Raw genomic sequence first — 24864 nt, forward strand, 5'->3', positions numbered from 1 at the left:
TTGAAGGTTCTTGCGTTCAAGAAGTGAATACATCTGGTGGCGCTGGCTTGCCAAGCCTTGACTTTCGATCCGCTGGCGGACGACTGGTTACGGGCTCATGACGCACAAGTGGACGTACCCATGCGCCTTCGATCTGGGTATGTTCCTCGCCGTCAGGGCAGCCACCGTGGCCTCAAGGAGTCGAGACCCGTGTCGGAAAACAAAGAACCCCACGTAGTGAAGTTCGTTTACGACTTCACCGAGGGCAACAAGGACCTCAAGGACCTCCTCGGCGGCAAGGGCGCCAACCTCGCCGAGATGACCAACCTCGGTCTGCCGGTCCCTCCCGGCTTCACGATCACCACCGAGGCCTGCAAGGTCTACCTGGAGAGCGGCGAGGAGCCGGCGGCACTGCGTGACGAGGTGAGTGCGCACCTCGACGCCCTCGAGTCCCGCATGGGCAAGAAGCTCGGCCAGCCCGACAACCCTCTCCTCGTGTCCGTCCGCTCCGGCGCCAAGTTCTCCATGCCCGGCATGATGGACACGGTCCTCAACATCGGCCTCTCCGACAAGTCGGTGCAGGGCCTGGCCAAGCAGGCCGGCGACGACCGGTTCGCCTGGGACTCCTACCGCCGCCTGATCCAGATGTTCGGCAAGACCGTCCTCGGCGTCGACGGCGACCTCTTCGAGGAGGCCCTCGAGGCGGCCAAGGAGGCCAAGAAGGTCACGGTCGACACCGACCTGGAGGCCGCCGACCTGAAGAAGCTGGTCACCACCTTCAAGAAGATCGTCAAGAAGGAGGCCGGCCGGGACTTCCCGCAGGACCCGCGCGAGCAGATGGACCTCGCCATCAAGGCGGTCTTCGACTCGTGGAACGGCGACCGGGCCAAGCTGTACCGCCGCCAGGAGCGCATCCCGCACGACCTCGGTACGGCCGTCAACGTCTGTTCGATGGTCTTCGGCAACCTCGGCCCCGACTCCGGCACGGGCGTCGCCTTCACCCGTGACCCCGCCTCCGGCCACCAGGGCGTCTACGGCGACTACCTGCAGAACGCCCAGGGCGAGGACGTGGTGGCGGGCATCCGCAACACCGTCCCGCTGGCGGAGCTGGAGTCGATCGACAAGAAGTCGTACGACCAGCTCATGCAGATCATGGAGACGCTGGAGAACCACTACAAGGACCTGTGCGACATCGAGTTCACGATCGAGCGCGGTCAGCTGTGGATGCTCCAGACCCGCGTGGGCAAGCGCACCGCGGGCGCCGCCTTCCGCATCGCGACCCAGCTGGTCGACCAGGGCCTGATCGACGAGACGGAGGCGCTCCAGCGCGTCACCGGCGCCCAGCTGGCCCAGCTGATGTTCCCGCGCTTCGACGAGGACGCGAAGGTCGAGAAGGTCGCGCGCGGCATCGCCGCATCCCCCGGCGCCGCGGTGGGCAGGGCGGTCTTCGACTCCTACACGGCCGTCAAGTGGTCCCGCTCGGGCGAGAAGGTCATCCTGGTCCGCCGTGAGACGAACCCCGACGACCTGGACGGCATGATCGCGGCCGAGGGCATCCTGACCTCGCGCGGCGGCAAGACGTCCCACGCGGCCGTGGTCGCCCGCGGCATGGGCAAGACCTGTGTCTGCGGCGCGGAGGAGCTGGAGGTCGACACCAAGCGCCGCAGGATGACGGTGCCTGGCGGTCAGGTCGTCGAGGAAGGCGACGTGATCTCGATCGACGGCTCGTCGGGCAAGGTCTACCTGGGCGAGGTCCCGGTGGTCCCGTCCCCCGTGGTGGAGTACTTCGAGGGCCGGATGCACCCGGGCGCCGACGACGCGGACGAGCTGGTCGAGGCGGTCCACCGCATGATGGCCTTCGCCGACCGCAAGCGCCGCCTGCGGGTGCGCGCCAACGCCGACAACGCGGAGGACGCGCTGCGCGCCCGTCGCTTCGGCGCCCAGGGCATCGGTCTCTGCCGTACGGAGCACATGTTCCTCGGCGAGCGCCGCGAGATGGTCGAGAAGCTGATCCTGGCGGACACCGAGAGTGAGCGCGAGGCCGCCCTGGCGGAGCTCCTCCCCCTCCAGAAGAAGGACTTCGTAGAGCTCTTCGAGGCGATGGACGGCCTTCCGGTGACGATCCGTCTCCTGGACCCCCCGCTGCACGAGTTCCTCCCCGACATCACCGAGCTGTCGGTCCGCGTGGCCCTGGCCGAGTCCCGCCAGGAGCCGCACGAGAACGAGCTCCGCCTCCTCCAGGCGGTGCACCGCCTGCACGAGCAGAACCCGATGCTGGGCCTGCGCGGCGTGCGCCTGGGCCTGGTCATCCCCGGCCTCTTCACGATGCAGGTCCGCGCGATCGCCGAGGCGGCCGCGTCCCGCAAGTCGGCGAAGGGCGACCCGCGCGCGGAGATCATGATCCCGCTCGTCGGCACGGTCCAGGAGCTGGAGATCGTCCGCGAGGAGGCCGACAAGGTCATCGCGGAGGTCGAGGCCGCGACCGGTACGGCGCTCAAGCTGGCGATCGGCACGATGATCGAACTCCCGCGAGCCGCCCTGACGGCGGGCCAGATCGCGGAGGCGGCCGAGTTCTTCTCCTTCGGCACGAACGACCTGACGCAGACGGTCTGGGGCTTCAGCCGCGACGACGTCGAAGCGAGCTTCTTCACCGCATACCTGGAAAAGGGCATCTTCGGCGTCAGCCCCTTCGAGACGATCGACAAGGACGGCGTCGGCTCCCTGGTGAAGTCGGCGGCGGAGGCGGGCCGGCGTACCCGCCCCGACCTCAAGCTCGGCGTCTGCGGCGAGCACGGCGGTGACCCCGAGTCCGTCCACTTCTTCCACGAGGTCGGCCTGGACTACGTCTCCTGCTCCCCCTTCCGCATCCCGGTGGCCCGCCTGGAGGCAGGCCGCGCGGCAACCCAGTCGGAGGGCAGCGACCACCGCTAGGCCCTCCGGGCCCCTTCAACCCCGGAGCCGCCGCCGGTCCCCGACCCTCACCGATCGGCGACGGCTCCGGCGCACGAAGAGGAGAGGCGACACCCTGTGCGGGGGTGCCGCCTCTCCGGCGTTTCCGGCACGGGTTCGCACGTCAGTGTCGTGCCTTCCGCGTGGGGGAGCGGCGGCTTTCGGCCGCTGTCTGGTTGTCGATCACCTGATGTGGTGGTGATGGGGAGGGCAGATCGTTTCTTTGCGTTTTCATAGCGTTACAGTCCGTGATCGCGCGGTGGCTGTCGGAGCTGCCGGTGATGACGGAGGTATGAGGATGAAGAAGGCCTTGACCGGCTTGGCGGCGGCCGGTCTGATCCTTACGGCTGGGGGGACGGCGGCTGCGGCGTGGGGCTCGCCGATCCCGAAGCTCAAGTCGGAGGGTGTCAGGTTGACGGAGGGGCAATACAAGTTCAATCCGGCGGAGACCAATCACGGGGCTTTCGAGTGGCAGGGGCGGCTCTCCGACTTCGACCCGAGCGATGGCCACAACGTCTACTTGCAGGTCCGCGTCGAGGGCCACGACTGGGCCCGGTACAACGGCAAGCAGAAGCAGTCGGTGTGGATGCACCACTCCAACTGGGACGGTGCTCAGCGCTACACCATCAACGCCTATATGCGTGCGTGCCGTGACCGGGGAAGCCTCCGCCCGGACAACTGCTCTCCCGCGCAACACTTCGCCAACCGCTAGGACTCACCCGACAACCAGGGCGGGCCCGGATCCCTGTATCCGGGCTCGCGCTCTCCCTAGGGGGACACCATCAATACGTCAGAAGTCCTGTCAGCCGCGGGTGTCGACCTCTTCTACGGTGATACCCCGGCGGTGCGAAACGCGGAGCTCGCTCTGTGCCGCGGCGAAGTTGCGGCGATCACCGGGCAGAGCGGCTCGGGTAAGTCGTCGCTGCTGTACTGCCTGGCCGGAGTGCTGCCCGTCGCCCGAGGCGAGGTCCGCTTCGAAGGGCGCGCTTTCGCTGAGCTGAGCGACGAGGAACTCAGCACCGTCCGCCGCGAGCGATTTGGATTCGTCTTCCAGTACGGTGAACTGCTGCCGGAACTGACCATCGAGGAGAACACCGCCCTGCCTCTTCGCCTGGCCGGTCAGCGTAAGGCCCCTGCGCTCGCTGCCGCGGGCGAGGTGCTCGGCCGCCTCGGCCTCGCGGATCTGCGGCAACGTCGGCCCTCCCAAGTGTCGGGCGGTCAGAGCCAGCGCGTCGCCGTCGCACGCGCGCTGGTCCATCAGCCGGCCGTTGTGTTCGCCGACGAGCCCACAGGCTCCCTCGACAGTGCCAACGCCACGGCAGTACTAGAGGAGTTCTTGAGCCTGGCCAGGTCTCAGGGGACAGCCGTGGTGCTCGTCACGCACGACGAGCAGGTGGCAGCCCGCGCGGACAGTCATTACATGATGCGCGACGGAGTTCTGGCCGCCCAGGCCCGGGAGGCGACGTGAGGGAGCTTCTCCTGGGGCTGCGCCTGCTCCTGGGCAGCGGGCGAGGGAGTCGAGTGAGGTTCCTCCTCATGGCCTTGGGCACTGCGATCGGTGTGAGCTGCCTCGCCGTGGTCCTGACCATCCCGGGGATCCTGGCAGCCCAGGACTCCCGAATGGCCGCGCGCCAGCCGTCCTGCGCCAGGGACTCGCAGGGGCACTGCATCGGCACCAAGGGGGCTCCACGGGAACTGACCAGGACGGACCCGCTCGGCTCCCGGCCCATGACTCGCGTTTTCATCACACCTGGTACAAAACACATCGAACCGCCACCGGGGCTGGTGGAACTCCCGCGCCCGGGTGAGATCATCCTGTCTCCGCGGCTGCATGAGGTGCTCCATGCGGAACCAGGGCTGGCCAAACTTCTCCCCGGACGGGAGCGAGGACTCATCGGCGCCCAGGGTCTCGCACACCCCGACGAGCTGTACGCGTACGTCGGCGTCCTCCCGGCCACACTCAAAAACGCCGACGTCGTAACGTTCTTCGGGATGCCCTACCCGCCGAGCCCCACAGTGGAGAACTCGACGCTCGACATCGTGCGGTTCACCCTCGCTGGTGTCGTACTGTTGCCGCTGGCCGTCTTCCTCTCTGTCTGTGCCAGGCTCTCCGCGGCCGTCCGAGTACGGCGGTTGGCTGCGCTGCGACTTCTGGGCTTGAGTACGAAGGCTGTTCAACGGGTCAATGCGGCCGAAACGGTGGCCGCCGCCGCGCTCGGTGCCGTACTCGGCCTGGGCATCTACGCCTTGGTCAACCAACTGATCAGCCGCGCAGGCCTCCCCGGCTTCAAGTGGTATCCGAGTGACGGCGCTCTCAGCTTCTCGACGATCCTCATCTGCCTGGTCGGCTGCCCTGCTCTCGCATGGTTCGTGGGCCGGGTGAGTGCTCGGAGGGCGGCTGCCAACCCGCTGGCCGTGCGTCGCAGTGCCGCTCAGAAACCACCCGCGAAATGGGGGTTGCTCCCCTTGGTCCCGGGACTGGGCGTCGTCGCCGGGTACTGCGTGGTGGGCGCGACGGGCCATGCACCGAGGGACACTCGACTCTCCGCTGTCCTCATGCCACTCGCCGTCGTCTTCGTCGGCGTCGGTCTCGTACTAGCGCTTCCACTTCTCTCACGAGCCATCGCCCGCAGGGTGGCTCGCTGGAGCGGCCCGCTGTTCCTGGGCCTCGCCATGCGTCGCAATGAGGCGGAACCGGGCGGTGCCCTGCGCGTGGCGACGGGCCTTGTCCTGTTGGTGTACGCGGCTTCGCTCGTCCAAGGCGTTCTGATTGAACTCGACCAGGTGTCCAAGCATGAATCACCTGTGCAGGGCTACAGCATCGGACTCGATGATGTGACGGCCGAACAGCAGCACGTTTTGGAGCACATTGCGGGAATCCGGGGGCACGCTGTCCAAATGCGTTCATGGATGGATCCCCATACCGACGCATTCGAGCCCACCATTGACGCGGTGATCGCCACGTGTGGCCAATTGCGCGAGTTGGTGCCGATTGTCGACGGATGCGTGGACGACGGTCCCGTTCGGCTCCTGGACCGAGCCCAAGACGTCGGCGGGGACAGCAAACCGGGGAACGCCTTTGCCTTCCACCTGAGGGGGGCGGGACATGGCCGTTTCATGCACCTGAGGGTTCCGGAAAAGACCCTTCGGTACCGCGACTGGGACGGCATCTCAGCGCTCGATGCCGAGGTTCTCATTCCGCCGTCGGTCCTCCCCAAGGGCTATCGGCCCGAGAATGCCTCTCTCGTCCTGCTCAGTAGTTCTGACCCCGCAACCGTCCGAAACGTGCTGGACGGAATCGGCGGCGTCGATCCCACGATCGCCGTGGATCCCTACGGCATCAACGTCACCGCCCTCCAGCAGATCGCCGTCGTCAAGACGCTGCTTGCCATCGGCATGGTGCTCGGCCTGATCATCGGTGTGGCCGCCTATCTGGTCGCGGCCACGGACCGGGCCATGGAGCGGAAGTCGCAGGTCACGGCTTTGGCCTTGCTCGGTGCGCGGCCCCGCACCCTGCGGGCCGCGCAGGTTGCGCAGGTCGTGGTGCCGTTGGCCGTGGGGCTGGTGTTGGCCGTCGTCACCGGCAAGGCCGCCGAGTCGAGCTACCTCGTCACGGGGGGCGGTGCGATCTTCTGGGACGGGAAGGGTGTGCCGTTGCTGCTCGCCTGTGCGGTCGGGGCGGTAGCCGTTGCCGCCCTCGGATCGCTTCCCCTCGTCGGGCGGCGGATCGACCCGGAGCTGATTCGGCGGGACTGAGAGGACACGGCGTTGGTGGGGCGGTACCCGGTGGGGTGCCGCCCCGATGTGCTGGTCACCTTCAGAAGGCGCCCTGCACGTTCACCGGCCCGACCTGGAAGAGGCCCGAGCAGATCGTCCACGGCGCCGGGACCAGGGTCGCGGTGCGGGAAGCCGGCGGGTAGATCCGCAGGTAGGTGCCGGTGCCGAGGCAGGGGCCGCCCACCGGGCCGTTGGTGGTGCGGACGACCGCCGACGCCGTATGGGCGGGGGCGAGTACGACCGTGCCGTAGGACCGGCCGCTGCGGGTGGCGGCCGGGCCTATCTGGTGGTGGGCGGTGTCCAGGACGCTGACGCCCGGGTAGCCGCGCAGGGCACAGCCGGTCGTGCTGGTGTTGGTGAAGCGGATCGACCAGTACAGCGAACCCGCCGCGCCTTCCTTGCGGCCCATGGAGAGGTACAGGTCGCTCACGCCGCAGGTCCGGACAGTGGCCGACGCCCGTGCCGTTGCCGGGGTCGCGCTCCACGCGGCTCCCGCGGTCGTGAGGCCGAGGAGCGTGGCGGTCAGTACGGCGGCCGGGCCGCGACCGGTGAGTGCCCGCAGGAATCTCGGAGGACACGGGTACTTGAACATGGCACATCCGCCTCCATCGGGGCGAATAGGTGGATGAAGGTCACTGTGTTGGATGCAGCCCGGGGCGGAAAAGTTGTGCGTATTTCTTGGCGCATCCCCTGATCCACGGCCTGATCCACAGCCGGACACACGGCCGCAACGCCTCTTTCGTAATCGACGCGCATGGTTGATCGTTGGGCCGTGCATCGATGACGAAGACGACCGACGTCAGGGGGCGCCGACGATGACGATGAGCCGTAGGGGACTGCTGGCCGCGGGGGCCGGGGCGGTGGCAGGGGCCGGGTTACTCGCCGGCTGCGGATCCAACACCGGGCGCGGGGACGGCAAGGGGGCGGAGCTGTCGCAGTGGTACCACCAGTACGGTGAGGCCGGTACCGAGCAGGCCGTGGAGCGCTATGCGGGCGCCTACCGCAAGGCGCGCGTCAGGGTGCAGTGGCGGCCGGGGAACTACGACCAGCAGACCGCGGCCGCCCTGCTCACCGACTCCGGGCCGGACGTCTTCGAGGTCAACGGGCCGACGCTGGACCAGATCCAGGGCGGGCAGGTCGTCGATCTCACGGATGTGCTCGAGGGCGTCCGGGGCGACTTCAATCCGGCCGTGCTCGCACCCAAGACGTACGACGGCCGGGTCTGGGGCATTCCGCAGGTCATCGACATGCAGATGCTCTACTACCGCAGGAGCCTGCTGCGGGACGCCGGGGTTCAGCCGCCGGACACGCTGGACGCCCTCGTGGACGCGGCGAAGAGGCTCACCAGCAGCAAGGTCAAGGGCCTGTTCCTGGGGAACGACGGGGGAGCCGGTGTGCTCGGCGGCACGCCCCTGTACGCCGCCGGGCTGCAGCTCGTCACCGAGGACGGCAAGGTCGGCTTCGACGATCCCGGCGCCGCCCGCACCCTCGGCAAGCTGCACCGGCTCTACGCCGACAAGTCCCTCCTCCTCGGCGCGCCCGCCGACTGGTCCGACCCGTCCGCCTTCATCCAGGGGCTGACCGCGATGCAGTGGTCCGGGCTCTGGGCGCTGCCGCAGATCAAGAAGGAGCTGGGGGACGACTTCGGTGTCCTGCCGTTCCCGAAGGACGGCGGTCAGGGGAAGCCCTCCGTGCCCGTCGGGGCGTACGGCGCCGCCGTGAGCGCGCGCAGCAGGTACAAGGAGGCCGCGAAGGAGTTCGTGCGCTGGCTGTGGGTCGAACGCACCGACTACCAGGAGGACTTCGCGTTGTCGTACGGCTTTCACATCCCGGCGCGGATCTCCCTCGCCAGGAAGGCCACCGCGCTGCGGTCCGGCGCCGCCGCCGACGCCGTGCGCTTCACCACCGACCACGGCTACGCCCAGCCCCTGCTGTGGACGCCGGCCGCCCAGACCGCCTACCAGGACGCGCTCAGCCGGATCATCACGAGCGGGGCGGGTCCGGAGGGCGAACTGCGGGCCGTCGTACGGAAGGTGCGTGCGGAACTCGCTCGGGTGAAGAAGGTCTCGTGAGGCGCCGCAGGACCCTCTGGTTCTGGGTGTTCGTGGGGCCGTTCGCGTTCGGGCTCGCGCTGTTCACCTATGTTCCGCTGCTGTGGAGCGTGGGCCTGAGCTTCTTCGACGCGCACAACACCGTCACGCCCACGCACTTCGTCGGGCTGGACAACTACACGGCGATGCTGGGGGACGGCGCGTTCGTCGACAGCCTGAGGACCTTTCTTCTCTTCACCGCCTTCATCGTGCCGGTGACCTATGTCCTCTCCCTCTCGCTCGCCCTGATGGTGAACCGTCTCGAACGCGCACGCGCCTTCTTCCGGTCGGTCTTCTTCCTTCCGGCCGCGTGCAGTTACGTCGTCGCCGCGCTGGTGTGGAAGATGTCGATCTTCAACGGGGTGCGGTTCGGGCTCGCCAACACCGTCCTCGGATGGGTCGGCCAGGATCCCGTCGCCTGGCTGGCCGGCACCGATCCGCCCTGGTACTGGCTGGTCATCGTGACCGTACGGCTGTGGCTGCAGGCCGGTTTCTACATGATCCTGTTCCTGGCCGGGCTGCAGCGGATCGACCCGGTGCTGTACGAGGCGGCCGCCGTGGACGGGGCCCGGCCGGGCTGGACGGTGCTGCGGCACATCACCCTGCCCCAGTTGCGGGCCACCTCGGTCGCGGTGGTGCTGCTGCTCGTCATCAACGCCTTCCAGGCCTTCGACGAGTTCTACAACCTGCTGTCCGATGCCAGGGGTTACCCGCCGTACGCCCGGCCGCCGCTGGTCTACCTCTACTACACCGCCCTCGGGCAGGGGCAGAACCTCGGGCTCGGCAGTGCGGGCGCGGTGATCCTCGCGCTGATCATCGCGGTCGTCACGATGGGGCAGGCGCGGTGGCTGCGGCTGGGAAGGACGGACGCCGATGGATGACGCCCTGGTACGGGCCGGGCGGGCGCTCCGGCTGGTGCTGCTGATCGCGCTCGCGCTGGTCTTCTTGATCCCCTTCTATCTGCTGGTGCGCAACGGGCTGTCGAGCGAGCAGGACATCACCTCGCCCGGATGGACCTTCTTTCCGGGCGAGGTGAGGTGGGGAAACGTCCGCGAACTGTTCGACGATCCCTCCGTGCCGTTCGCCCGCTCGCTGCTGAACTCCGCGCTGATCGCCGTCGCGACCACGCTGGGCACCCTGCTCCTGGCGTCCCTCGCGGGCTACGGCCTCGCCCGCATTCCCTACCGGCACGCGAACAAGGTCTTCTACGGCATCCTCGGCACGCTCATGGTCCCGGCCGCCGTCACCTTCGTGCCCAGCTTCGTGCTGGTGTCGTCGCTGGGCTGGATCTCCACCTACCGGGGGCTGATCGTCCCGACGCTGTTCTCCGCGTTCGCCTGTTTCGTGTTCCGGCAGTACTTCCTCGGCTTCCCGCGGGAGTTGGAGGATGCCGCACAGGTCGACGGGCTCGGGTACTGGCGGACGTACTGGCTGGTGGTGGTGCCGAACGCGCGGCCGGTGTTCGCGGCGGTCGGGACGATCGTGTTCCTCGGCGCGTGGAACTCCTTTCTGTGGCCGTTGGTGATCGGGCAGGACCAGAACGCCTGGACGGTGCAGGTGGCCCTGTCGTCGTTCACGACGTCGCAGGTCGTGCGGCTGCACGAGCTGTTCGTCGCCGCGGCCGTGTCGATCCTGCCGCTGCTCGTGGTTTTCCTGTGCTTCCAGCGGTGGATCGTCGCCGGGGTGGAGCGGTCGGGGATCGACTGACCTCCGGCCGGTCGCGGCCGGCCGGGCGGCGCACTCGGCTCGCCCAGGTGGCCCAGTGCCTGCCCGTGTCAGGCAGCGCGCACCTCGTACGCGGCCACCCGTACCTCCGCATCGTCCAGGCACTCCCCGCTGACCAGGTCGAAACGCTGCTTCAGCAGGGGCGAGGCGACGAACGGGCGGCCGGCGTGGGTGCCGGTCAGGCCGCGGGAGAGGACGGCCGCGCCGGTGAAGGGATCGCGGTTGTCGACGGCGTACAGGCGGTCGGCGCGGTCCCGGAACAGGGCCACCTGGCGGCCGTCCGGCAGCAGGGCGGCCACCCCGCGGCCCGGGGTGAGCGCGCTCAGGTCGCAGGCCGTGAACCAGTCGTCGTCGGTGAGCCGGAGCTGGACCTTCAGGTCGGTGGTCTCGACAGCCAGGGTCATCGGGCGCTTCCTTCCAGGACGTCGTCGGCGGGCCGCAGGCCGATGGACAGCAGCGGCAGGTCGGGCTTGATCTGGTCGCGCTCGGGGACGAACGCGACGACCGGGTCCGGGGTGTCCGGGGCGTTCACGAAGGACACGAACCGGGCGAGCTTCTCGGGGTCGTTGACGGTCTCCGCCCACTCGTCGCGGTAGTTCGTGATGTGGGCTCGCATGAGCTGCTCCAGCTCGTCGCAGATGCCGAGCGAGTCGTGCACCACCACGTCCCGTACGTGGTCCAGGCCGCCCGGGATCCGCTCCAGCCACACGCTCGTGCGCTCCAGGCGGTCGGCGGTGCGGATGTAGAACATCAGGAACCGGTCGATGAGGCGGACCAGTTCGGCGTCGGACAGGTCCTGGGCCAGCAGGTCCGCGTGGCGCGGGGTGGCGCCGCCGTTGCCGCCGACGTACAGGTTCCAGCCGTTGGCGGTGGCGATCACGCCGAAGTCCTTCGACTGGGCCTCGGCGCACTCGCGCTGGCAGCCGGAGACCGCCGACTTCAGCTTGTGCGGGGAGCGCAGTCCGCGGTAGCGCAGCTCCAGGTCGATCGCCATCCTGACCGAGTCCTGGACGCCGTAGCGGCACCAGGTGGAGCCCACACAGGACTTCACCGTGCGCAGCGACTTGCCGTAGGCGTGGCCCGACTCGAAGCCGGCGTCCACCAACCTGGCCCAGATCAGCGGGAGTTGTTCGACGCGCGCGCCGAACATGTCGATCCGCTGACCGCCGGTGATCTTCGTGTAGAGGCCGAAGTCGCGGGCGATCTCACCGATCGTGATGAGGCCCTCGGGGGTGATCTCGCCGCCGGGGATGCGCGGCACGACCGAGTACGAGCCGTTCTTCTGCAGGTTGGCCAGGAAGTGGTCGTTGGTGTCCTGCAGGGCCGCCTGCTCGCCGTCCAGGACGTAGCCGCTCGCGCCGATCGCCGGGGCGAGCGAGGCGATGATCGAGCCGACGGCGGGCTTGCAGACCTCGCAGCCGTCGCCGCCCCGGGCGCCCTCGCGGCCGTACCGGTCCAGCAGGTCCCGGTACGACGTGATGCGCAGGGCGAGGACGATCTCGTACAGCTCCTCGCGGGTCCGGCCGAAGCAGCCGCACAGGCCCTTGTCGACCTCGACGCCGGACGCCTCCAGCTCGGCGTTGACGAGCTGGCCGAGCACCTTGACGCAGGAGCCGCAGCCGGTGCCGGCCTTGGTGCACTTCTTCACCTCGGGCACGGTGGTGCACTTGTGCTCCGTCACCGCGCCGCGGATCGTGCCCTTGCTGACGTTGTGGCAGGAGCAGACGACCGCCTCGTCCGGCAGGGCGGACGGGCCGAGCTGGGCCCCCGAGCCGGCTCCGGCGGGCAGGACGAGCGACTCGGGGGAGACGGGCGGCACCGAACCGGTCAGGGCGCGCAGGGTGCCGTACGCCTCCGCGTCGCCGACCAGGACGCCGCCGAGCAGCGTGCCGTCCGGGCCGATGACGAGCTTCTTGTACAGGCCGGCGCGGGAGTCGGAGTAGACGACGTCCAGGCAGTCCTCGGTGGTGCCGTGCGCGTCGCCGAAGGACGCCACGTCGACGCCGAGCAGCTTCAGCTTGGTGGACAGGTCGGCGCCGGTGAAGGAGGCCTCGTCGGAGGCGATGGTGGCAGCGGCCGTCTCCGCCTGCTCGTAGCCGGGCGCGACCAGGCCGTACACCCGGCCGTCCGCCGCCAGCGCGCACTCGCCGATCGCGAACACGTGCGGGTCGGTGACCGTACGGCACTGCTCGTCGACGGTGATGCCGCCGCGCTCGCCGACCGCGAGGCCGCAGTCGCGGGCCAGCTGGTCGCGGGGGCGGACACCGGCGCTGAACACCACCATGTCGGTGGGGAGTTCGGAGCCGTCGGACAGCTTCATGCCGGTGACCGCGCCGGAGGCGTCCGTGACGATCTCCTGCGTGCCCACGCCCGTGTGCACGCTCAGGCCCATGCCCTCGATGGTCCGCAGCAGCGCCGCGCCACCGCCCTCGTCCACCTGCACCGGCATCAGGCGCGGCGCGAACTCCACGATGTGCGCGGTCAGTCCGAGCCCCTTCAGGGCACCGGCGGCCTCCAGGCCGAGCAGACCGCCGCCGACGACGGCGCCGGTCGTCGCCCTCGTCCTCGCGTACTCCTCGATGGCGAGGAGGTCCTCGATCGTGCGGTAGACGAAACAGCCCTCGGCGTCCTTGTTCGGGACCGGCGGCACGAAGGGGTAGGAGCCGGTGGCGAGGACGAGGGTGTCGTACGCGAAGACCCGGCCGGACCTGGCCGTGACCTTCTTCGCCTCCCGGTCGACCGTCTCCGCGGGGTCTCCGACGTACAGCTCGATGCCGTGCGTGTCGATGAACTCCATGTCCGTCATGGAGAGGTCTTCAGGGGTCTTGCCCGAGAAGTACGAGGTGAGGGCGACGCGGTCGTACGCGGGACGCGGCTCCTCGCACAGCACGACCACACGGTGCGTGGCGGTCAGGCCGCGCTCGGCCAGCGCTTCGAGGAAGCGCTGGCCGACCATGCCGTGGCCGACGAGCACGATCGTGGGGGTGGCCCCCAGGGCGGTGGTCATCAGGAGCCTCCATCATTGGTGAGCAGGTGGAGCAGGGGCCCGCCGTCGGAGGGCAGCGGCTCTGCTCCCTCCCAGGCGCGAGCGAGCGCGCCGACGGTGCCGAGTTCGCCGACGAGGACCCCGCCGACCAGGCGGTCGTCACGGACGACGACCTTGCGGTAGGTGCCGCGGGTGGCGTCGGCGAGCCGTACGACGTCGTCGCCGGGGCGCGCCTCGGTCTCGCCGAACGCGGCCAGGTCGAGGGGGGAACCCGGGCCGTTGAGGGTCAGCCGGGTCAGGGAACGGGTGCCGCAGTACCGGGCCGCGGGGTCGCCCGCGAGCAGTTCGGCGAGCGCGTCGGCCTGTTCGAGCGCCGGTACGGCCAGGCCGTAGACCGTGCCGTCGTGCTGGACGCAGTCGCCGACGGCGTGGATGTGCGGGTCGGAGGTGCGCAGTTCGTCGTCGACGAGGATGCCCTTGTGCACGGCGAGACCGGCCTGTTCGGCGAGTTTGGTGCGCGGCCGTACCCCGCAGGCGAGGGCGACGAGATCGGCGTCGAGGGCGTACCCGTCGGCCATCTCCACCGAGCGGACCGCGCCCGCGACCGAGCGCACGTCCCGCACCCGGCACTCGGTGTGCACCTCGACGCCCAGGTCGGTGAGGTGCCGCAGCACCAGCCGCGAGGCGTCCGGGTCGAGCTGGCGTTCCATGAGCCGCTCGGACTGCTGGGCGAGGACTACCTGGGCACCGCGCACGGCGAGCGCGCGGGCGGCGGAGACGCCGAGCAGCCCGCCGCCGACGACGACCGCGCGCACCCCCGGCCGGACCGCCTTGGCCAGCCCCAGACAGTCGTCCATCGTGCGGAACGCGTGGACGCCCTCGGGGAGTTGGTGGTCCGCGGTGAACAGACCGCGCAGCGGCGGCAGCACGGGATTGGACCCGGTGGCGAGCACCAGCGTGTCGTATGCGATCGAGGAGCCGTCGGCGCACTCGAGGGTCCGGGCGCCCCGGTCGATGCCGGTGACCCGGGCGCGCAGCAGGCTCTCGGGCGCCGGCAGGCCGATCACCTCGGGGGCGTACCGCCCGGCCAGCACCTCGGCGAGCAGCACCCGGTTGTACGGCGGGTGCTCCTCCTCGCCGACGAGCAGTGCGGGCATGCCCAGCTCGCCGAGCCGCCGGGCGAGCCGTACGCCCGCGAGGCCGGCGCCGATCACCACCACACGCGTATTCGAGGTCATGCCCCTGAGCGTGCGGCGTGGACGTTACCCGGCCGCATCACATCTGTTTCCCGTGAGGAACGCTGCCCTCAGCGACACCGTGCAGGGCGTGTGAGGGGTCCGTGCGGGGGCGGGGGCGGGCTGTGAGGCCGGGCCGGGGCTCAGCCGCGGCTGCCGGTCAGATGCGCGAACACCACCACGTTGCCCTGGTAGCCGGTGGCCTTCGAGTAGCCGCCGCCGCAGGTGATGACGCGGAGCTCGGGGCGGGGCGCCGCGCCGTAGACCTTCTCGTCGGGGAAGTCGTGCGCCGCGTACACCTCCACCGCGTCCACGGTGAACAAGGCCACGGAGCCGTCCCGGCGGTCCACCTCGATGCGGGCGCCCCGTTTCAGTGCGCCCAGGTCGTAGAAGACCGCGGGACCCTCGGCGTTGTCGACATGGCCGGCGACGATCGCGGTGCCCGTCTCGCCGGGTATGGTGCCTGCCTCGTACCAGCCGGCCAGGTTCTTGTTCTGGGCCGGGGGTACGTCCAGGCTGCCGGAGCGGGTGAGGGCCAGGCCCATCAGCGGGGCGTCCACGCGGATCGCGGGGATGCGGATACGGGTGGGGGTGGAGGGGACGAGGGCGGGCGCCGCGAGCCGCTCGTCCCGCTGGTCCGGGCGTCCCTCGGCCACGGCGGGCTGTGGCGGCGTGTGCGTCCCGGCGCCGCCGCCGAGCAGCCACACCCCGGAGCCGAGGGCCACGACGGTGACCGCGGCTATCGCGGTGTCGCCGAGCCTGGCGCGCCCGTCGCGCCTGGTTCTGGTGCGCATGCGAAGCCTCTCCCGGGGCGGACCCCGAAGACCGGAGGCCGTACCCCGTACAGCCGGGGCCGTACCCCGTAATGCCGGAGTCGGACCCCGTGTGCCGGGGGCCGTTCCCCGTAATGCCGGAGTCGGACCCCGTGTGCCGGGGGCCGTTCCCCGTAATGCCGGAGTCGGACCCCGTGTGCCGGGGGCCGTTCCCGTAAAGCCGGAGTCGGACCCCGTGAGCCGGGGGCGACCCCGTAAAGCCGGAGGCCGGCCCCGTGAGCCGGGGGCGACCCCGTAAAGCCGGAGGCCGGCCCCGTGAGCCGGAGCCGGACCCCCTGAGCCGGGGGCGAACCCCCGGTCGCCGGGGGCGTACCCGGAACACCGGGGACAGATCCCCGGAGACCCGGGGCGGATCCCCGACGGCCCGGGGCGGGTCCCCGAAGGCCGGCCTCGTCGATCCCCTCCCCCTCCGGGCCGCGAGGGGCATCGGACCCGGAGGGGGCGGGATGTGGCGGTACCGAGTGACGGACAGCGGAGGGTGTCCGTCAGATCCCGTCGCCTCTCGCCCGGCGATGCAGGAGCCAGGTACCGCCCGCGGCGGCGACGGCCAGCGCCGCCACACCCGCCGCGGTCCGCACGGGGTCGGCGCCGAGTGCGCCGCCGACCCCCGTCTTCACACTTCCCCGCGGCTGCACCTGCTCGTGCGCCGCGCTCAACGCCACCACCAGGTCGCCGGTCACCTGCCGGCCGCCCTCGGCACACTTGGCGACGATCTCGTACGTCCCCGGCTGCGCGCTCTCCGGCACCTGGAACTGCCCGATCGCCTCGCCGTTGTGCGAGCTGGGCGCCAGCGTGAAGACTCCGGAGCCGACCGCGCTCGCGTCCCCGGCCGCCGAGCCCCTGTCGCCGCACGCGCCGGTGTTCACCGTGACCTGGCCGCCCGGCGCCACGCTGGAGGGGTACACGTCCAGGCTGCCGGTGCCGGCCCAGGCGGGTGCCGCGGCCACCACGACGAGCGCGGTACCGGTCAGCAGACGGCCGGTGCGTCGCATGGTGCCTCCCGGGGCTCGTGTCTCGGCCTGTTCGTTACCGAGGTAAGTCGCAGTCGGGGCGTTCCGCTCCTTGAGATCCCGTCAGGAATACGGTGAACGGGTGTCGCTCCGGGCCCCCACACGGCCTAGCTCCCGCCGGGTTCGGGCAGGTCACAGGCGTGCCCCGGGAGCACAGAAAGAGCGGGTGTGAAAAGCACACGAATGGAGCGATGTGAGGCGATGAACGGGTGACGGTACGTCAGCCGCAGCGGGGCACGGCTCGACGGCCGCCGCCGACAGCGGCACCTCCGCCACCGCGCCGCCGTCCGGCCGATAGCTTGTCGCCATGTCCGCGTTCATACAACAACTGCCTGCGCTGGTCGGGGTCGTCATCGGCGCCATCGGCTCCTACTTGGCGATCACTCGTGGCGATCAGGCGCGCTTCCGTCGCGAGCAGGCGGCTCGTTGGGAGGAGCGCCGGCTGACGGTCTACGCCGACTACGCGAGACTGCTCAAGCAGTCCGTCACCCTGACCTATCGGATCGCGGCCCACCTGGGTAATGATCCTCACCCGCATCCCTTGTCGCCCGAGGAGGCCGCTCCCCACATGGCCGGTGCGGCAGACGCCCGGGACCCGGCCGGCGAGGCGCTGCTCATGCTCGGCAGCCCCGACGTGGTGGGGAAGGCGCGCGAATGGGTCGTCACGGTCATGGCCATGGAACAGTTCGTGCGGGACCGGACCCACAGCCCCGAGACCTGGTCGGTCATGCTTGCCCAGCAGCGCGCCGCGCGGGAGGGGTACTACGCGGCTGTCCGGCGTGATCTCGCACTCCCGCCCGGCCATTCGGGGGAATGGAGCCTGCCGACGCCCTAGGGGGGCGCTCCCGGACAGGCCCCAACCGCCGGTGCGGCCGCCCCGGACCGATGACCAGGGCGGCCGCGCAACCTGCCTGACAGCAGGTTCAGTCAGTTCACGTTGACCGCGCTCCACGCCGCCGCCACCGCGTTGTACTCCGTGCTGCCCGCGCCGTACAGGTCCTTGGCGGCGTTCAGGGTCGCCGTGCGGGCCCCCGCGTAGTTCGTCGAGGAGGTCATGTAGACCGTCAGCGCCCGGTACCAGATCTTGCCGACCTTGTCCCGGCCGATGCCGGTGACCGTGGAGCCGTTGTACGTGGGGGAGTCGTAGCTGACGCCGTTGATGGTCTTCGGGCCGCTGCCCTCCGCCAGCAGATAGGCGAAGTGGTTGGCGACGCCGGAGGAGTAGTGGACGTCGAGGTTGCCGACCGAACTGCTCCAGTAGTCCGCCGAGTTGCCGTCCTTCGACGGCTTGTCCATGTAGCGCAGGGCGGTGTGGCCGAAGCCGGGCTTCACGATCTTCTCGCCGATGAGGTAGTCACCGGGGTCGGACGGGTTGTTCGCGTACCACTCCACCATCGTGCCGAGGATGTCCGAGGTGGCCTCGTTGAGCCCGCCGGACTCGCCGGAGTAGGTCAGCGCGGCGGTCTTGGACGTCACGCCGTGCGTCATCTCGTGGCCTGCCACGTCCAGCGCCACCAGCGGCCCGAAGGTGGTTCCGTCGCCGTCGCCGTACGTCATGCAGAAGCAGCTGTCGTCCCAGAAGGCGTTGTTGTAGCTGCTGCCGTAGTGGACGCGGTTGTACGACCCCTTGCCGTCGCCCGCGATGCCGTTGCGGCCCTGGACGTTCTTGTAGTAGTCCCAGGTCATGTTGGTGCCGTACTGGGCGTCGACGGCGGCCGAGGCGCGGTCGGAGGTGGTGCCGCTGCCCCAGTGGTTGTCGGCGTCGGTGAACAGGTCGGCGGGCGCCCGGCTGAAGCAGATGCCGAAGAAGCACAGGTCCGTCTTGCCCTCGGCGTCACCGGTGTAGGTGTTGCCGCGCGTCGGGTCCTTGAGCTGGTACGACGATCCCGACTGGGTCGTCTCCAGCGGCACCGTCCCGCTGTACAGCGACGTGCCGTCGCCGGCGGCGGTCTCGATGCTGTCCCAGGCGTCGATCTGGTGGCCGGTGCGGGCGTCGGTCAGCACGGTCCGGGCGACCGGGTTGCCGAGCGAGTCCAGGCCGGCCGCGTTGGTGCGCCAGGCGAGCTTCGGCGTGCCGTGCAGGGCGTCGACGATCAGCTCGGGCTTGGCCTTGACCTGCTTCAGCGTGTTGCCGAGGTGGACGGCGCGCAGGGCGTTCACGGCGAGGTCGGCGGCCTTGGGGGCCGGTATCTCGGGGAGGATCGAGGCGAGGGATATGGTGCTGCGGGTCGCGCGGTTCGCGCTGCGGTAGGCGCCGTCCGGGGCCATGTGGACCACGAAGTCGCCGCCCAGCACGGGCAGTCCGTGGTAGGTGCGGTCGTAGCGGACGTGCTGGGTGCCGTCCTTGTCCACGATCACGTCGCGGACGCTGGTGCCCTCGGCGGAGGTCAGGCCCAGGCTCGCGGCGTGGGCCAGGAGCGCCGACGCCGCGTTCTGGACCGCGGTGGCCCGGGTCGGTCCGGCGTCGGCGTGGGCGGCGGGGGAGAGGGCCATGGTCAGCAGGGTCGCGGTGGTGACGGCGACGCCGGCGGTGGTGGTGAGACGACGGGATCCTCGGACGTGCTGGCGTATCCGGCTCATCGGTCTCCTCGGGGAAGCGCCCGGCCAGGCGTGGGGGCGGCGCTGATGTCCCCAGAGATTTAAGGAGCCATGACATGTCATGTCCATAGTTCCTTCATGGAGATGTGTGAGGAGCCGAAGGGGGTGGAGAATCGTTCCCGTGATCACCGAGGAGCCCCGGGGGCCCGGCACCCCCCTGCCCTTCTTCGTCTACGGCACCCTCCGCCCCGGCGAGGCCAACCACGACCTGTTCCTGCGGGGCCGCACCGCGTCGGAGGAACCGGCCCGACTCCCTGGTGCCGTGCTGTACGACGGACCTGGCTACCCCTATGCCGTCGACGAGCCTGGGGGAGAGGTGCGCGGCGAGCTGGTGACCTGCCAGCCGGAGGCGTACGAGGAGCTAGTCGCCGTCCTCGACCGGCTGGAGGAGTACACGCCGGGCGATCTGCGCAACCTGTATGAGCGCGTCGCCCGGGACGTCGTACGCACCGACGGCACCACGTCCCGGGGTTGGGTGTACCTGGCCGCACCGCGCGTGGTAGCCCGGCTGCGGGACCAGGGCAGGCCGATCGAGGGCGGGGACTGGGGCAGGCGCTGATCAGTCCAGCAATGTGGGCATCAGGCGCGTTGATGCCAAGCAGCGTGTTGTGCTCTTGACGTCCTCACCCCTACAGGTGTGGGTGATTCCCGCCTGCCCCGCCGCGTGCTGCGGTGTGGCTTCGGGTGGGTTCCTGCTTCTTCGAGCGCTGCCTCGGCTTGCGAGGTCTGACGTGCTCTCCACAGGCATTTTGACGCTCCGCCTCGTGCCGCGTCTCAGCGACACGTTTCCGTCCAGCGGCGCGTAGGTTGGCCTCGGCATTCTCGTCGCGGTCGTGTCTGGTACCGCACTCCGTGCAGGTCCAGACGCGGACGTGAAGCGCCTTCCGTCCCTTGGGTCCTGTGAGGCACCCGCATCTCGGGTTCGAGCGCAGTTGGGTGGAAGGGAACCATCGGTCAACCTTGAGGAAGGTCCGTCCATACCGTTCGCACTTGGCCTCCAGCGTACGGACGAACCTGCCGAGGGATTGATCTTGTACGCTCTTGCCGAGCCTGCCGTGCCGGGTGGCCATGCCCTTCACGTTCAGGTCCTCCGCAGAGACCGCTTGGCTCTCGCGGACGATGCGGGTGGTTTCCTGCTCGATGAAGTCGCGTCGCTGGTCGGCGATGCGGGCATGAATCTTCGCCACCGTGCGCAGGGCCTTGCGCCGGTTGTTCGATCCTTTCTTTCGGCGGGACACCTTGCGTTGTGCGCGCTTGAGTTTGCGTTCTTGGCGACGGAAGAACTTCGGGGAGGTGATCTTCCGGCCGCGTAGCACTGCGTAGGAGGACAGGCCTAGGTCGATCCCGGTGTCCGTCTCCTCCGTGTTCAGTTCTGGTAGAGGCTCGGCCGCGACCTCGACCACGAAGGAGGCGAAGTACCGGCCGGCCGGGTCTTTGATGATCGTCACCGATGACGGCTCGGAGGGCAGCTTGCGGGACCAGCGCAGCTTGATCTCACCTACCTTCGGAAGCCGAAGTGTGCCGCTCTTAGTGATGGACCAACGGGCGTTCGCGGTGAACCGAATGGCTTGCCGGGCCGTCTTCTTCTTCATCTTCGGCGGGCCCACCGATGGGCCCTTACGGGTGCCGCTCTTGGAGGCGAAGAAGTTACCGTACGCCATGTCGAGGTCCCGCAGAGATTGCTGGAGTACCACTGCTGACACCTCGCTGAGCCAGGCTCGTTGTGGAGTCCTCTTGGCCTGTGTGATGACCTGCCTGGACAGCTCGGTCGTACTTGGACGCGGCAGCCCCTTGTCATAGGCGTCGCGACTCAGGCGCAGCGCATCGTTCCATACGGCACGGGCGCACCCGAACGCCCTCGCCAATTGCTCGCGCTGGGAGGCGCTCGGGTACACGCGGAAGTTGTACCGGAGCTTCACGCTGATCACCTTAGGACAGCGGGGTTGTGGCTGGTGACGAGTGATCGGAACTGGAAGGTGGCGTGTATTTCTCTTACGGGGAGAGATCGTAACGGTCTGCCGATTTCCTAATTCCCCACGACCTCCACCCGCACCGCGCACGACTTGAACTCCGGCATCCGGGAGGTGGGGTCGAGGGCCGGGTTGGTGAGGGTGTTGGCGCGACCCTCGCCCGGCCAGTGGAACGGCATGAAGACGGTGTCCGGGCGGATGGCGGAGGTGATCCGGGCGGGCGCGGTGGCCCGGCCCCGGCGGGAGGTCACGGCCACCGGATCGCCCTCGGCGGCGCCGATACGGGCCGCGAGGCGCGGATGCAGCTCCACGAACGGGCCGGGCGCGGCCGCGTTCAGTTCCGCCACACGCCGGGTCTGCGCCCCCGACTGGTACTGGGACACCACCCGGCCGGTGGTCAGCAGCAGCGGGTACTCGGTGTCGGGCTCCTCCGCCGTCGCCCGGTGCGCCACGGCCACGAACCGGGCCCGGCCGTCGGGAGTGGCGAAGCGGTCCTGGAAGAGGCGGGGGGTGCCGGGGTGGATCTCCCCGTCCGTGCCCTGCGGGCACGGCCAGAACACCCCGCTCTCCTGCGCCAGGCGCCGGTAGGTGATCCCGGAGTAGTCCGCCGGGCCGCCCGCGCTCGCCCGGCGGAGTTCGTCGAAGACCTCCTCGGCGTCGGTCGGGAAGCCCTTCTCCGCCCCCAGCCGGGCCGCCAGCTCGTGCAGGACGTACAGGTCGCTGCGGACCCCGGGCGGCGGGGTGACGGCCTGGCGGCGCAGCAGGACCCTGCCCTCCAGGCTGGTCGTCGTGCCCGTCTCCTCCGCCCACTGCGTCACCGGCAGGACCACGTCCGCCAGCTCGGCGGTCTCCGACCGGACGACGTCACAGACGGCCAGGAAATCGAGGGACCTGACCCGCTCCTCGATGTGCGCCGCGCGCGGCGCCGACACCACCGGGTTGGAACCCATCAGCAGCAGCGCCCGGATGTCCGTGCCGAGGGCGTCGAGGAGCTCGTACGCGCTGCGTCCGGGACCGGGCAGGGTGTCCGGGTCCACGCCCCACACGCCCGCCACGTGCGCCCGCGCCGCCGGGTCGTCCAGCTTGCGGTAGCCGGGCAACTGGTCCGCCTTCTGGCCGTGTTCGCGGCCGCCCTGCCCGTTGCCCTGCCCGGTGAGGCAGCCGTACCCGGACAGCGGGCGGCCCGCCCGGCCGGTCGCCAGGCACAGGTTGATCCACGCGCCCACCGTGTCCGTGCCCTTGGACTGCTGCTCCGGCCCGCGGGCCGTGAGCACCATCGCGCTGTCCGGCTCGCAGAACAGCCGTACGGCCTCCCGGAGTTGCGGAACGGACACCCCCGTGATCCGCTCCACGTGCTCCGGCCAGTGCGCCATCGCCACCGCCCGCGCCTGCTCCCAGCCGGTGGTCCGGTCCCGGATGTACTCCTCGTCCGTCCGCCCCTCCGCCACCACCAGGTGCAGCAGGCCGAGGGCCAGGGCGAGATCGGTGCCGGGGCGGGGGGCCAGGTGCAGGTCCGCCTGCTCGGCCGTCCTCGTCCGGCGGGGGTCCACGACGATCAACGTGCCGCCGTTCTCCCGCAGTTCGGTGAAGAAGCGGAGCGACGGCGGCATGGTCTCCGCCAGGTTCGAACCGACGAGGATCACGCACCCGCTCTTCGGTATGTCCTCCAGGGGGAAGGGCAGGCCGCGGTCCAGACCGAACGCCTTCGTGCCCGCCGCCGCGGCCGACGACATGCAGAACCGGCCGTTGTAGTCGATCTGCGAGGTGCCGAGCACCACCCGGGCGAACTTCCCGAGCGCGTACGCCTTCTCGTTCGTCAGCCCGCCCCCGCCGAACACGCCCAGCGCGTCCGCGCCGTATTCCTGCCGCGTGCTCCCGAGCCGCTCGGCGATCAGGTCCAGCGCCTGCGCCCAGCCCGCCTCGACCAGCCGGCCCCCGGACCGCACCAGCGGCGAGGTCAGCCGCACCCCCGGCGACAGCACCTCGGCCGCCGTACGGCCCTTGCCGCACAGCGCGCCCCGGTTCACCGGGAAGTCCGTCCGTTCGGTCACCCGGGCGCCCCCCTGCGGCAGGGGCGTGACGTTCATCCCGCACTGCAGGGCGCAGTACGGGCAGTGGGTGGGCGTCGAGGCGATCGGTTCCATGCCGCCAGCGTGCGGCGGGCGTGTTACGGCCCCGACCGCTTCCCGTTACACGCCCGGCACGGCGACCTCCCCGCCGGGCCGGTGACGCCGTGAGGTCCCTACTGCCGGCTCAGCGAGCGGCTGACACCCGCCGCGATCGTCGTCGCCAGCACCCAGCCGGTGACGATCAGCAGATACGACAGCCACTGGTACCACCCGCGCGGCGCGTACGCCGCCTCCTGGCCGAAGTCGATGATCGGCAGCAGCAGGTCGAGCGTGTAGAAGAGCGGGTTGAACGCGGGCGCCTCGGACGGCTTGAGCGCGGGCGGATGGTGCAGTGCGAAGGCGAGCGTGCCGGTGCACAGCAGGAGCAGCAGCCAGCCCGCGGCCCGCATCGGGCGGAAGCCGTAGCCGACGGCCGTGTCCTGGAGCCACCCCCACAGCCGGGCGTACGGCGGCAGGGTACGGCGGTGGCGGCGGAGCTTGGCCAGCTGCACGGTGCGCGCGGCGGCCTCGTCGCCGACCGTGCGGTAGGCCGTGGTGAGCTGCTCGTAGGGCTGGGGGAGGTAGCCGTCCGGCTCGCGTTCCAGCAGGGGAAGACGCTGCTCGGCCGGGAGGTGCGGGGTCAGGACGCGGTAGCCGAGCCCGTCGAGCTGGACCTGCCCGGGCCACACCTCGGGAGGCACATGCAACAGGTCGAGTTGGGCGCGGCGCAGATTGACGGATCCCTCGATGGGCGCGGCGTCGCGAAGCCACAGCTCGCCGATGACACCGCTGCTCGCGCGCAGGGCCCGGCCGCCGGGGTTGGACAGCCGGGCGTGGGCGAGGTTGAGCGAGCGGGGGATCCGGGCACCGCCCAGGTTGATCCGGCCACGCGCCCGCAGCCGCATGGCGTGCAGATCGGTGCCGACCGCCAGCACCTCGGCGTGCAGAGCGGTCCCTCCGGGGGCGTTCAGCTCCGCGTCGTTGAGGTTCACCTGATTGCGGACGACCGCCCCGTTCAAGTGCACCTCGCCATGTGCGACCAGCCCCGGGGCCCACACGTCCGTGCCCACCTCGGTGTGGCCGAGCTGGAGCACGGCCTCCTCGGGGACCTCGCCGGGCCTGCCGAGGTGCGCACCGTTCGCGAAGAGCGCCCCGGAGAGCTTCGCGCCCTGAAGCCGTACCGGCCCCGTGATCCGGCAGCAGGTGATCCGCACGACCCCTTCGGCGCGCAGGTTCGCGGCCGTCAGCCCCGGCAGCACCGAGTCGCTCAGGACCAGTGCGACGACCTTCGCCGCGTACAGCTCGGGCGCCTCCTCGAAGTGGCAGAAACGCAGCCGGACCGGATGGCCGACGGTGCCGTACCTGAGTTCCAGCCGCCCGGTGATGCGCGCGCCCCACACCTTCAGACCGGCGATCCGGCCCTCCCGCACCGGGCCGTCCAGCAGCAGCTCCCGCAGCACGTCCGCCCGCAGCGTCCGCTCGGGACCCCATGAGTCGCCCTGCGCGGGGTCCTCGTCCTCGCCCTAGCGGAAGTCGACCCCCTCGCCGAGCGGGAAGGCGTCCCACACCCGGCGCTCGGCGGGCGTCAGGTCCGTGATCTCCAT

General features: G+C 70.2%; 18 protein-coding genes and 1 pseudogene. 9 read left to right on the forward strand and 10 right to left on the reverse strand.

Annotation, left to right across the window (positions count from 1 at the left end):
- Positions 1-189: 189 nt before the first annotated feature.
- From ppdK to ACFYZB_RS19080, 4 genes are all read left to right on the forward strand, one after another.
- Entirely contained in the window at positions 190-2910 is a 2721-nt protein-coding gene (ppdK, locus tag ACFYZB_RS19065; RefSeq protein WP_351203167.1) for a pyruvate, phosphate dikinase, read from the forward strand.
- A gap of 316 nt (positions 2911-3226) precedes the next feature.
- Positions 3227-3640 carry a hypothetical protein gene (locus ACFYZB_RS19070; RefSeq protein WP_388759725.1) on the forward strand — a complete coding sequence of 138 codons (414 nt, stop codon included), beginning with the start codon at positions 3227-3229 and terminating at the stop codon, positions 3638-3640.
- A gap of 132 nt (positions 3641-3772) precedes the next feature.
- Positions 3773-4396 carry an ABC transporter ATP-binding protein gene (locus ACFYZB_RS19075; protein WP_388759728.1) on the forward strand — a complete coding sequence of 208 codons (624 nt, stop codon included), beginning with the start codon at positions 3773-3775 and terminating at the stop codon, positions 4394-4396.
- On the forward strand, positions 4393-6684 hold the full coding sequence (locus ACFYZB_RS19080) for an FtsX-like permease family protein (protein WP_388759731.1): 2292 nt from the start codon (positions 4393-4395) through the stop codon (positions 6682-6684). Before ACFYZB_RS19075 ends, ACFYZB_RS19080 begins: the two co-directional genes overlap by 4 nt.
- Before the next feature lie 61 nt (positions 6685-6745).
- Here the strand turns inward: ACFYZB_RS19080 and ACFYZB_RS19085 are convergent, their stop codons facing one another.
- Positions 6746-7135 (reverse strand): DUF4232 domain-containing protein, encoded by a 390-nt coding sequence (locus tag ACFYZB_RS19085; protein ID WP_388759734.1) that lies wholly within the window; start codon positions 7133-7135, stop codon positions 6746-6748.
- A 385-nt stretch (positions 7136-7520) separates the two neighbouring features.
- Between ACFYZB_RS19085 and ACFYZB_RS19090 the strand changes: the two genes are divergently transcribed.
- From ACFYZB_RS19090 to ACFYZB_RS19100, 3 genes are read left to right on the forward strand one after another with little or no spacing between them, the layout of a single operon-like run.
- A complete protein-coding gene (locus ACFYZB_RS19090) occupies positions 7521-8777 on the forward strand; it encodes an ABC transporter substrate-binding protein (RefSeq protein WP_388759735.1) in 1257 nt (418 codons plus the stop codon).
- Entirely contained in the window at positions 8774-9676 is a 903-nt protein-coding gene (locus ACFYZB_RS19095) for a carbohydrate ABC transporter permease (protein ID WP_388759739.1), read from the forward strand. Before ACFYZB_RS19090 ends, ACFYZB_RS19095 begins: the two co-directional genes overlap by 4 nt.
- Positions 9669-10502 carry a carbohydrate ABC transporter permease gene (locus ACFYZB_RS19100; RefSeq protein ID WP_388759741.1) on the forward strand — a complete coding sequence of 278 codons (834 nt, stop codon included), beginning with the start codon at positions 9669-9671 and terminating at the stop codon, positions 10500-10502. Before ACFYZB_RS19095 ends, ACFYZB_RS19100 begins: the two co-directional genes overlap by 8 nt.
- 68 nt (positions 10503-10570) lie before the next feature.
- On the opposite strand, the gene nirD is transcribed toward ACFYZB_RS19100, so the two are convergent.
- The 5 genes from nirD to ACFYZB_RS19125 form a co-directional block, all read right to left on the reverse strand.
- Positions 10571-10924 (reverse strand): nitrite reductase small subunit NirD, encoded by a 354-nt coding sequence (gene nirD / locus ACFYZB_RS19105; protein ID WP_388759745.1) that lies wholly within the window; start codon positions 10922-10924, stop codon positions 10571-10573.
- Entirely contained in the window at positions 10921-13527 is a 2607-nt protein-coding gene (nirB, locus tag ACFYZB_RS19110; RefSeq protein ID WP_388759748.1) for a nitrite reductase large subunit NirB, read from the reverse strand. The genes nirD and nirB overlap by 4 nt, the downstream gene beginning before the upstream one ends.
- Positions 13527-14744, reverse strand: a complete 1218-nt coding sequence (locus ACFYZB_RS19115; RefSeq protein WP_388759750.1) for an NAD(P)/FAD-dependent oxidoreductase — start codon at positions 14742-14744, stop codon at positions 13527-13529. The genes nirB and ACFYZB_RS19115 overlap by 1 nt, the downstream gene beginning before the upstream one ends.
- 140 nt (positions 14745-14884) lie before the next feature.
- A complete protein-coding gene (locus ACFYZB_RS19120) occupies positions 14885-15535 on the reverse strand; it encodes a class F sortase (RefSeq protein ID WP_388759752.1) in 651 nt (216 codons plus the stop codon).
- Between the two features lie 524 nt (positions 15536-16059).
- Positions 16060-16566 (reverse strand): hypothetical protein, encoded by a 507-nt coding sequence (locus ACFYZB_RS19125; RefSeq protein WP_388759755.1) that lies wholly within the window; start codon positions 16564-16566, stop codon positions 16060-16062.
- Positions 16567-16891: 325 nt separating this feature from the next.
- Between ACFYZB_RS19125 and ACFYZB_RS19130 the strand changes: the two genes are divergently transcribed.
- Positions 16892-17419: a hypothetical protein gene (locus tag ACFYZB_RS19130; protein ID WP_388759757.1), complete on the forward strand. Its 528-nt coding sequence runs from the start codon at positions 16892-16894 to the stop codon at positions 17417-17419.
- A 92-nt stretch (positions 17420-17511) separates the two neighbouring features.
- On the opposite strand, the gene ACFYZB_RS19135 is transcribed toward ACFYZB_RS19130, so the two are convergent.
- Positions 17512-19164, reverse strand: coding sequence for a M4 family metallopeptidase (locus ACFYZB_RS19135; protein ID WP_388759759.1), 1653 nt, complete (start codon positions 19162-19164; stop codon positions 17512-17514).
- 139 nt (positions 19165-19303) lie between these two features.
- Between ACFYZB_RS19135 and ACFYZB_RS19140 the strand changes: the two genes are divergently transcribed.
- Positions 19304-19741: a gamma-glutamylcyclotransferase family protein gene (locus ACFYZB_RS19140; protein WP_388759762.1), complete on the forward strand. Its 438-nt coding sequence runs from the start codon at positions 19304-19306 to the stop codon at positions 19739-19741.
- 70 nt (positions 19742-19811) lie between these two features.
- Here ACFYZB_RS19140 and ACFYZB_RS19145 read toward each other — a convergent pair whose 3' ends face one another.
- From ACFYZB_RS19145 to ACFYZB_RS19155, 3 genes and pseudogenes are all read right to left on the reverse strand, one after another.
- Complete coding sequence (locus tag ACFYZB_RS19145; protein WP_388759764.1) at positions 19812-21101, reverse strand: RNA-guided endonuclease InsQ/TnpB family protein; 1290 nt, start codon at positions 21099-21101, stop codon at positions 19812-19814.
- 107 nt (positions 21102-21208) lie between these two features.
- A complete protein-coding gene (locus tag ACFYZB_RS19150; RefSeq protein WP_388759766.1) occupies positions 21209-23296 on the reverse strand; it encodes a molybdopterin oxidoreductase family protein in 2088 nt (695 codons plus the stop codon).
- Between the two features lie 98 nt (positions 23297-23394).
- A pseudogene (locus ACFYZB_RS19155) lies at positions 23395-24864 on the reverse strand (membrane-associated oxidoreductase).

It is taken from the genome of Streptomyces sp. NPDC001852 (genome assembly GCF_042891825.1).
Taxonomy (GTDB): domain Bacteria; phylum Actinomycetota; class Actinomycetes; order Streptomycetales; family Streptomycetaceae; genus Streptomyces.

Bases quoted from the DNA above. Each gene is read 5' to 3' on its own strand.
- nirB (WP_388759748.1), bottom strand. From the start codon at position 13,527: ATGACCACCGCCCTGGGGGCCACCCCCACGATCGTGCTCGTCGGCCAC.
- ACFYZB_RS19115 (WP_388759750.1), bottom strand. From the start codon at position 14,744: ATGACCTCGAATACGCGTGTGGTGGTGATCGGCGCCGGCCTCGCGGGC.
- ACFYZB_RS19090 (WP_388759735.1), top strand. From the start codon at position 7,521: ATGACGATGAGCCGTAGGGGACTGCTGGCCGCGGGGGCCGGGGCGGTG.
- ACFYZB_RS19070 (WP_388759725.1), top strand. From the start codon at position 3,227: ATGAAGAAGGCCTTGACCGGCTTGGCGGCGGCCGGTCTGATCCTTACG.
- nirD (WP_388759745.1), bottom strand. From the start codon at position 10,924: ATGACCCTGGCTGTCGAGACCACCGACCTGAAGGTCCAGCTCCGGCTC.
- ACFYZB_RS19135 (WP_388759759.1), bottom strand. From the start codon at position 19,164: ATGAGCCGGATACGCCAGCACGTCCGAGGATCCCGTCGTCTCACCACC.
- ACFYZB_RS19150 (WP_388759766.1), bottom strand. From the start codon at position 23,296: ATGGAACCGATCGCCTCGACGCCCACCCACTGCCCGTACTGCGCCCTG.
- ACFYZB_RS19100 (WP_388759741.1), top strand. From the start codon at position 9,669: ATGGATGACGCCCTGGTACGGGCCGGGCGGGCGCTCCGGCTGGTGCTG.
- ACFYZB_RS19120 (WP_388759752.1), bottom strand. From the start codon at position 15,535: ATGCGCACCAGAACCAGGCGCGACGGGCGCGCCAGGCTCGGCGACACC.
- ACFYZB_RS19125 (WP_388759755.1), bottom strand. From the start codon at position 16,566: ATGCGACGCACCGGCCGTCTGCTGACCGGTACCGCGCTCGTCGTGGTG.
- ACFYZB_RS19130 (WP_388759757.1), top strand. From the start codon at position 16,892: ATGTCCGCGTTCATACAACAACTGCCTGCGCTGGTCGGGGTCGTCATC.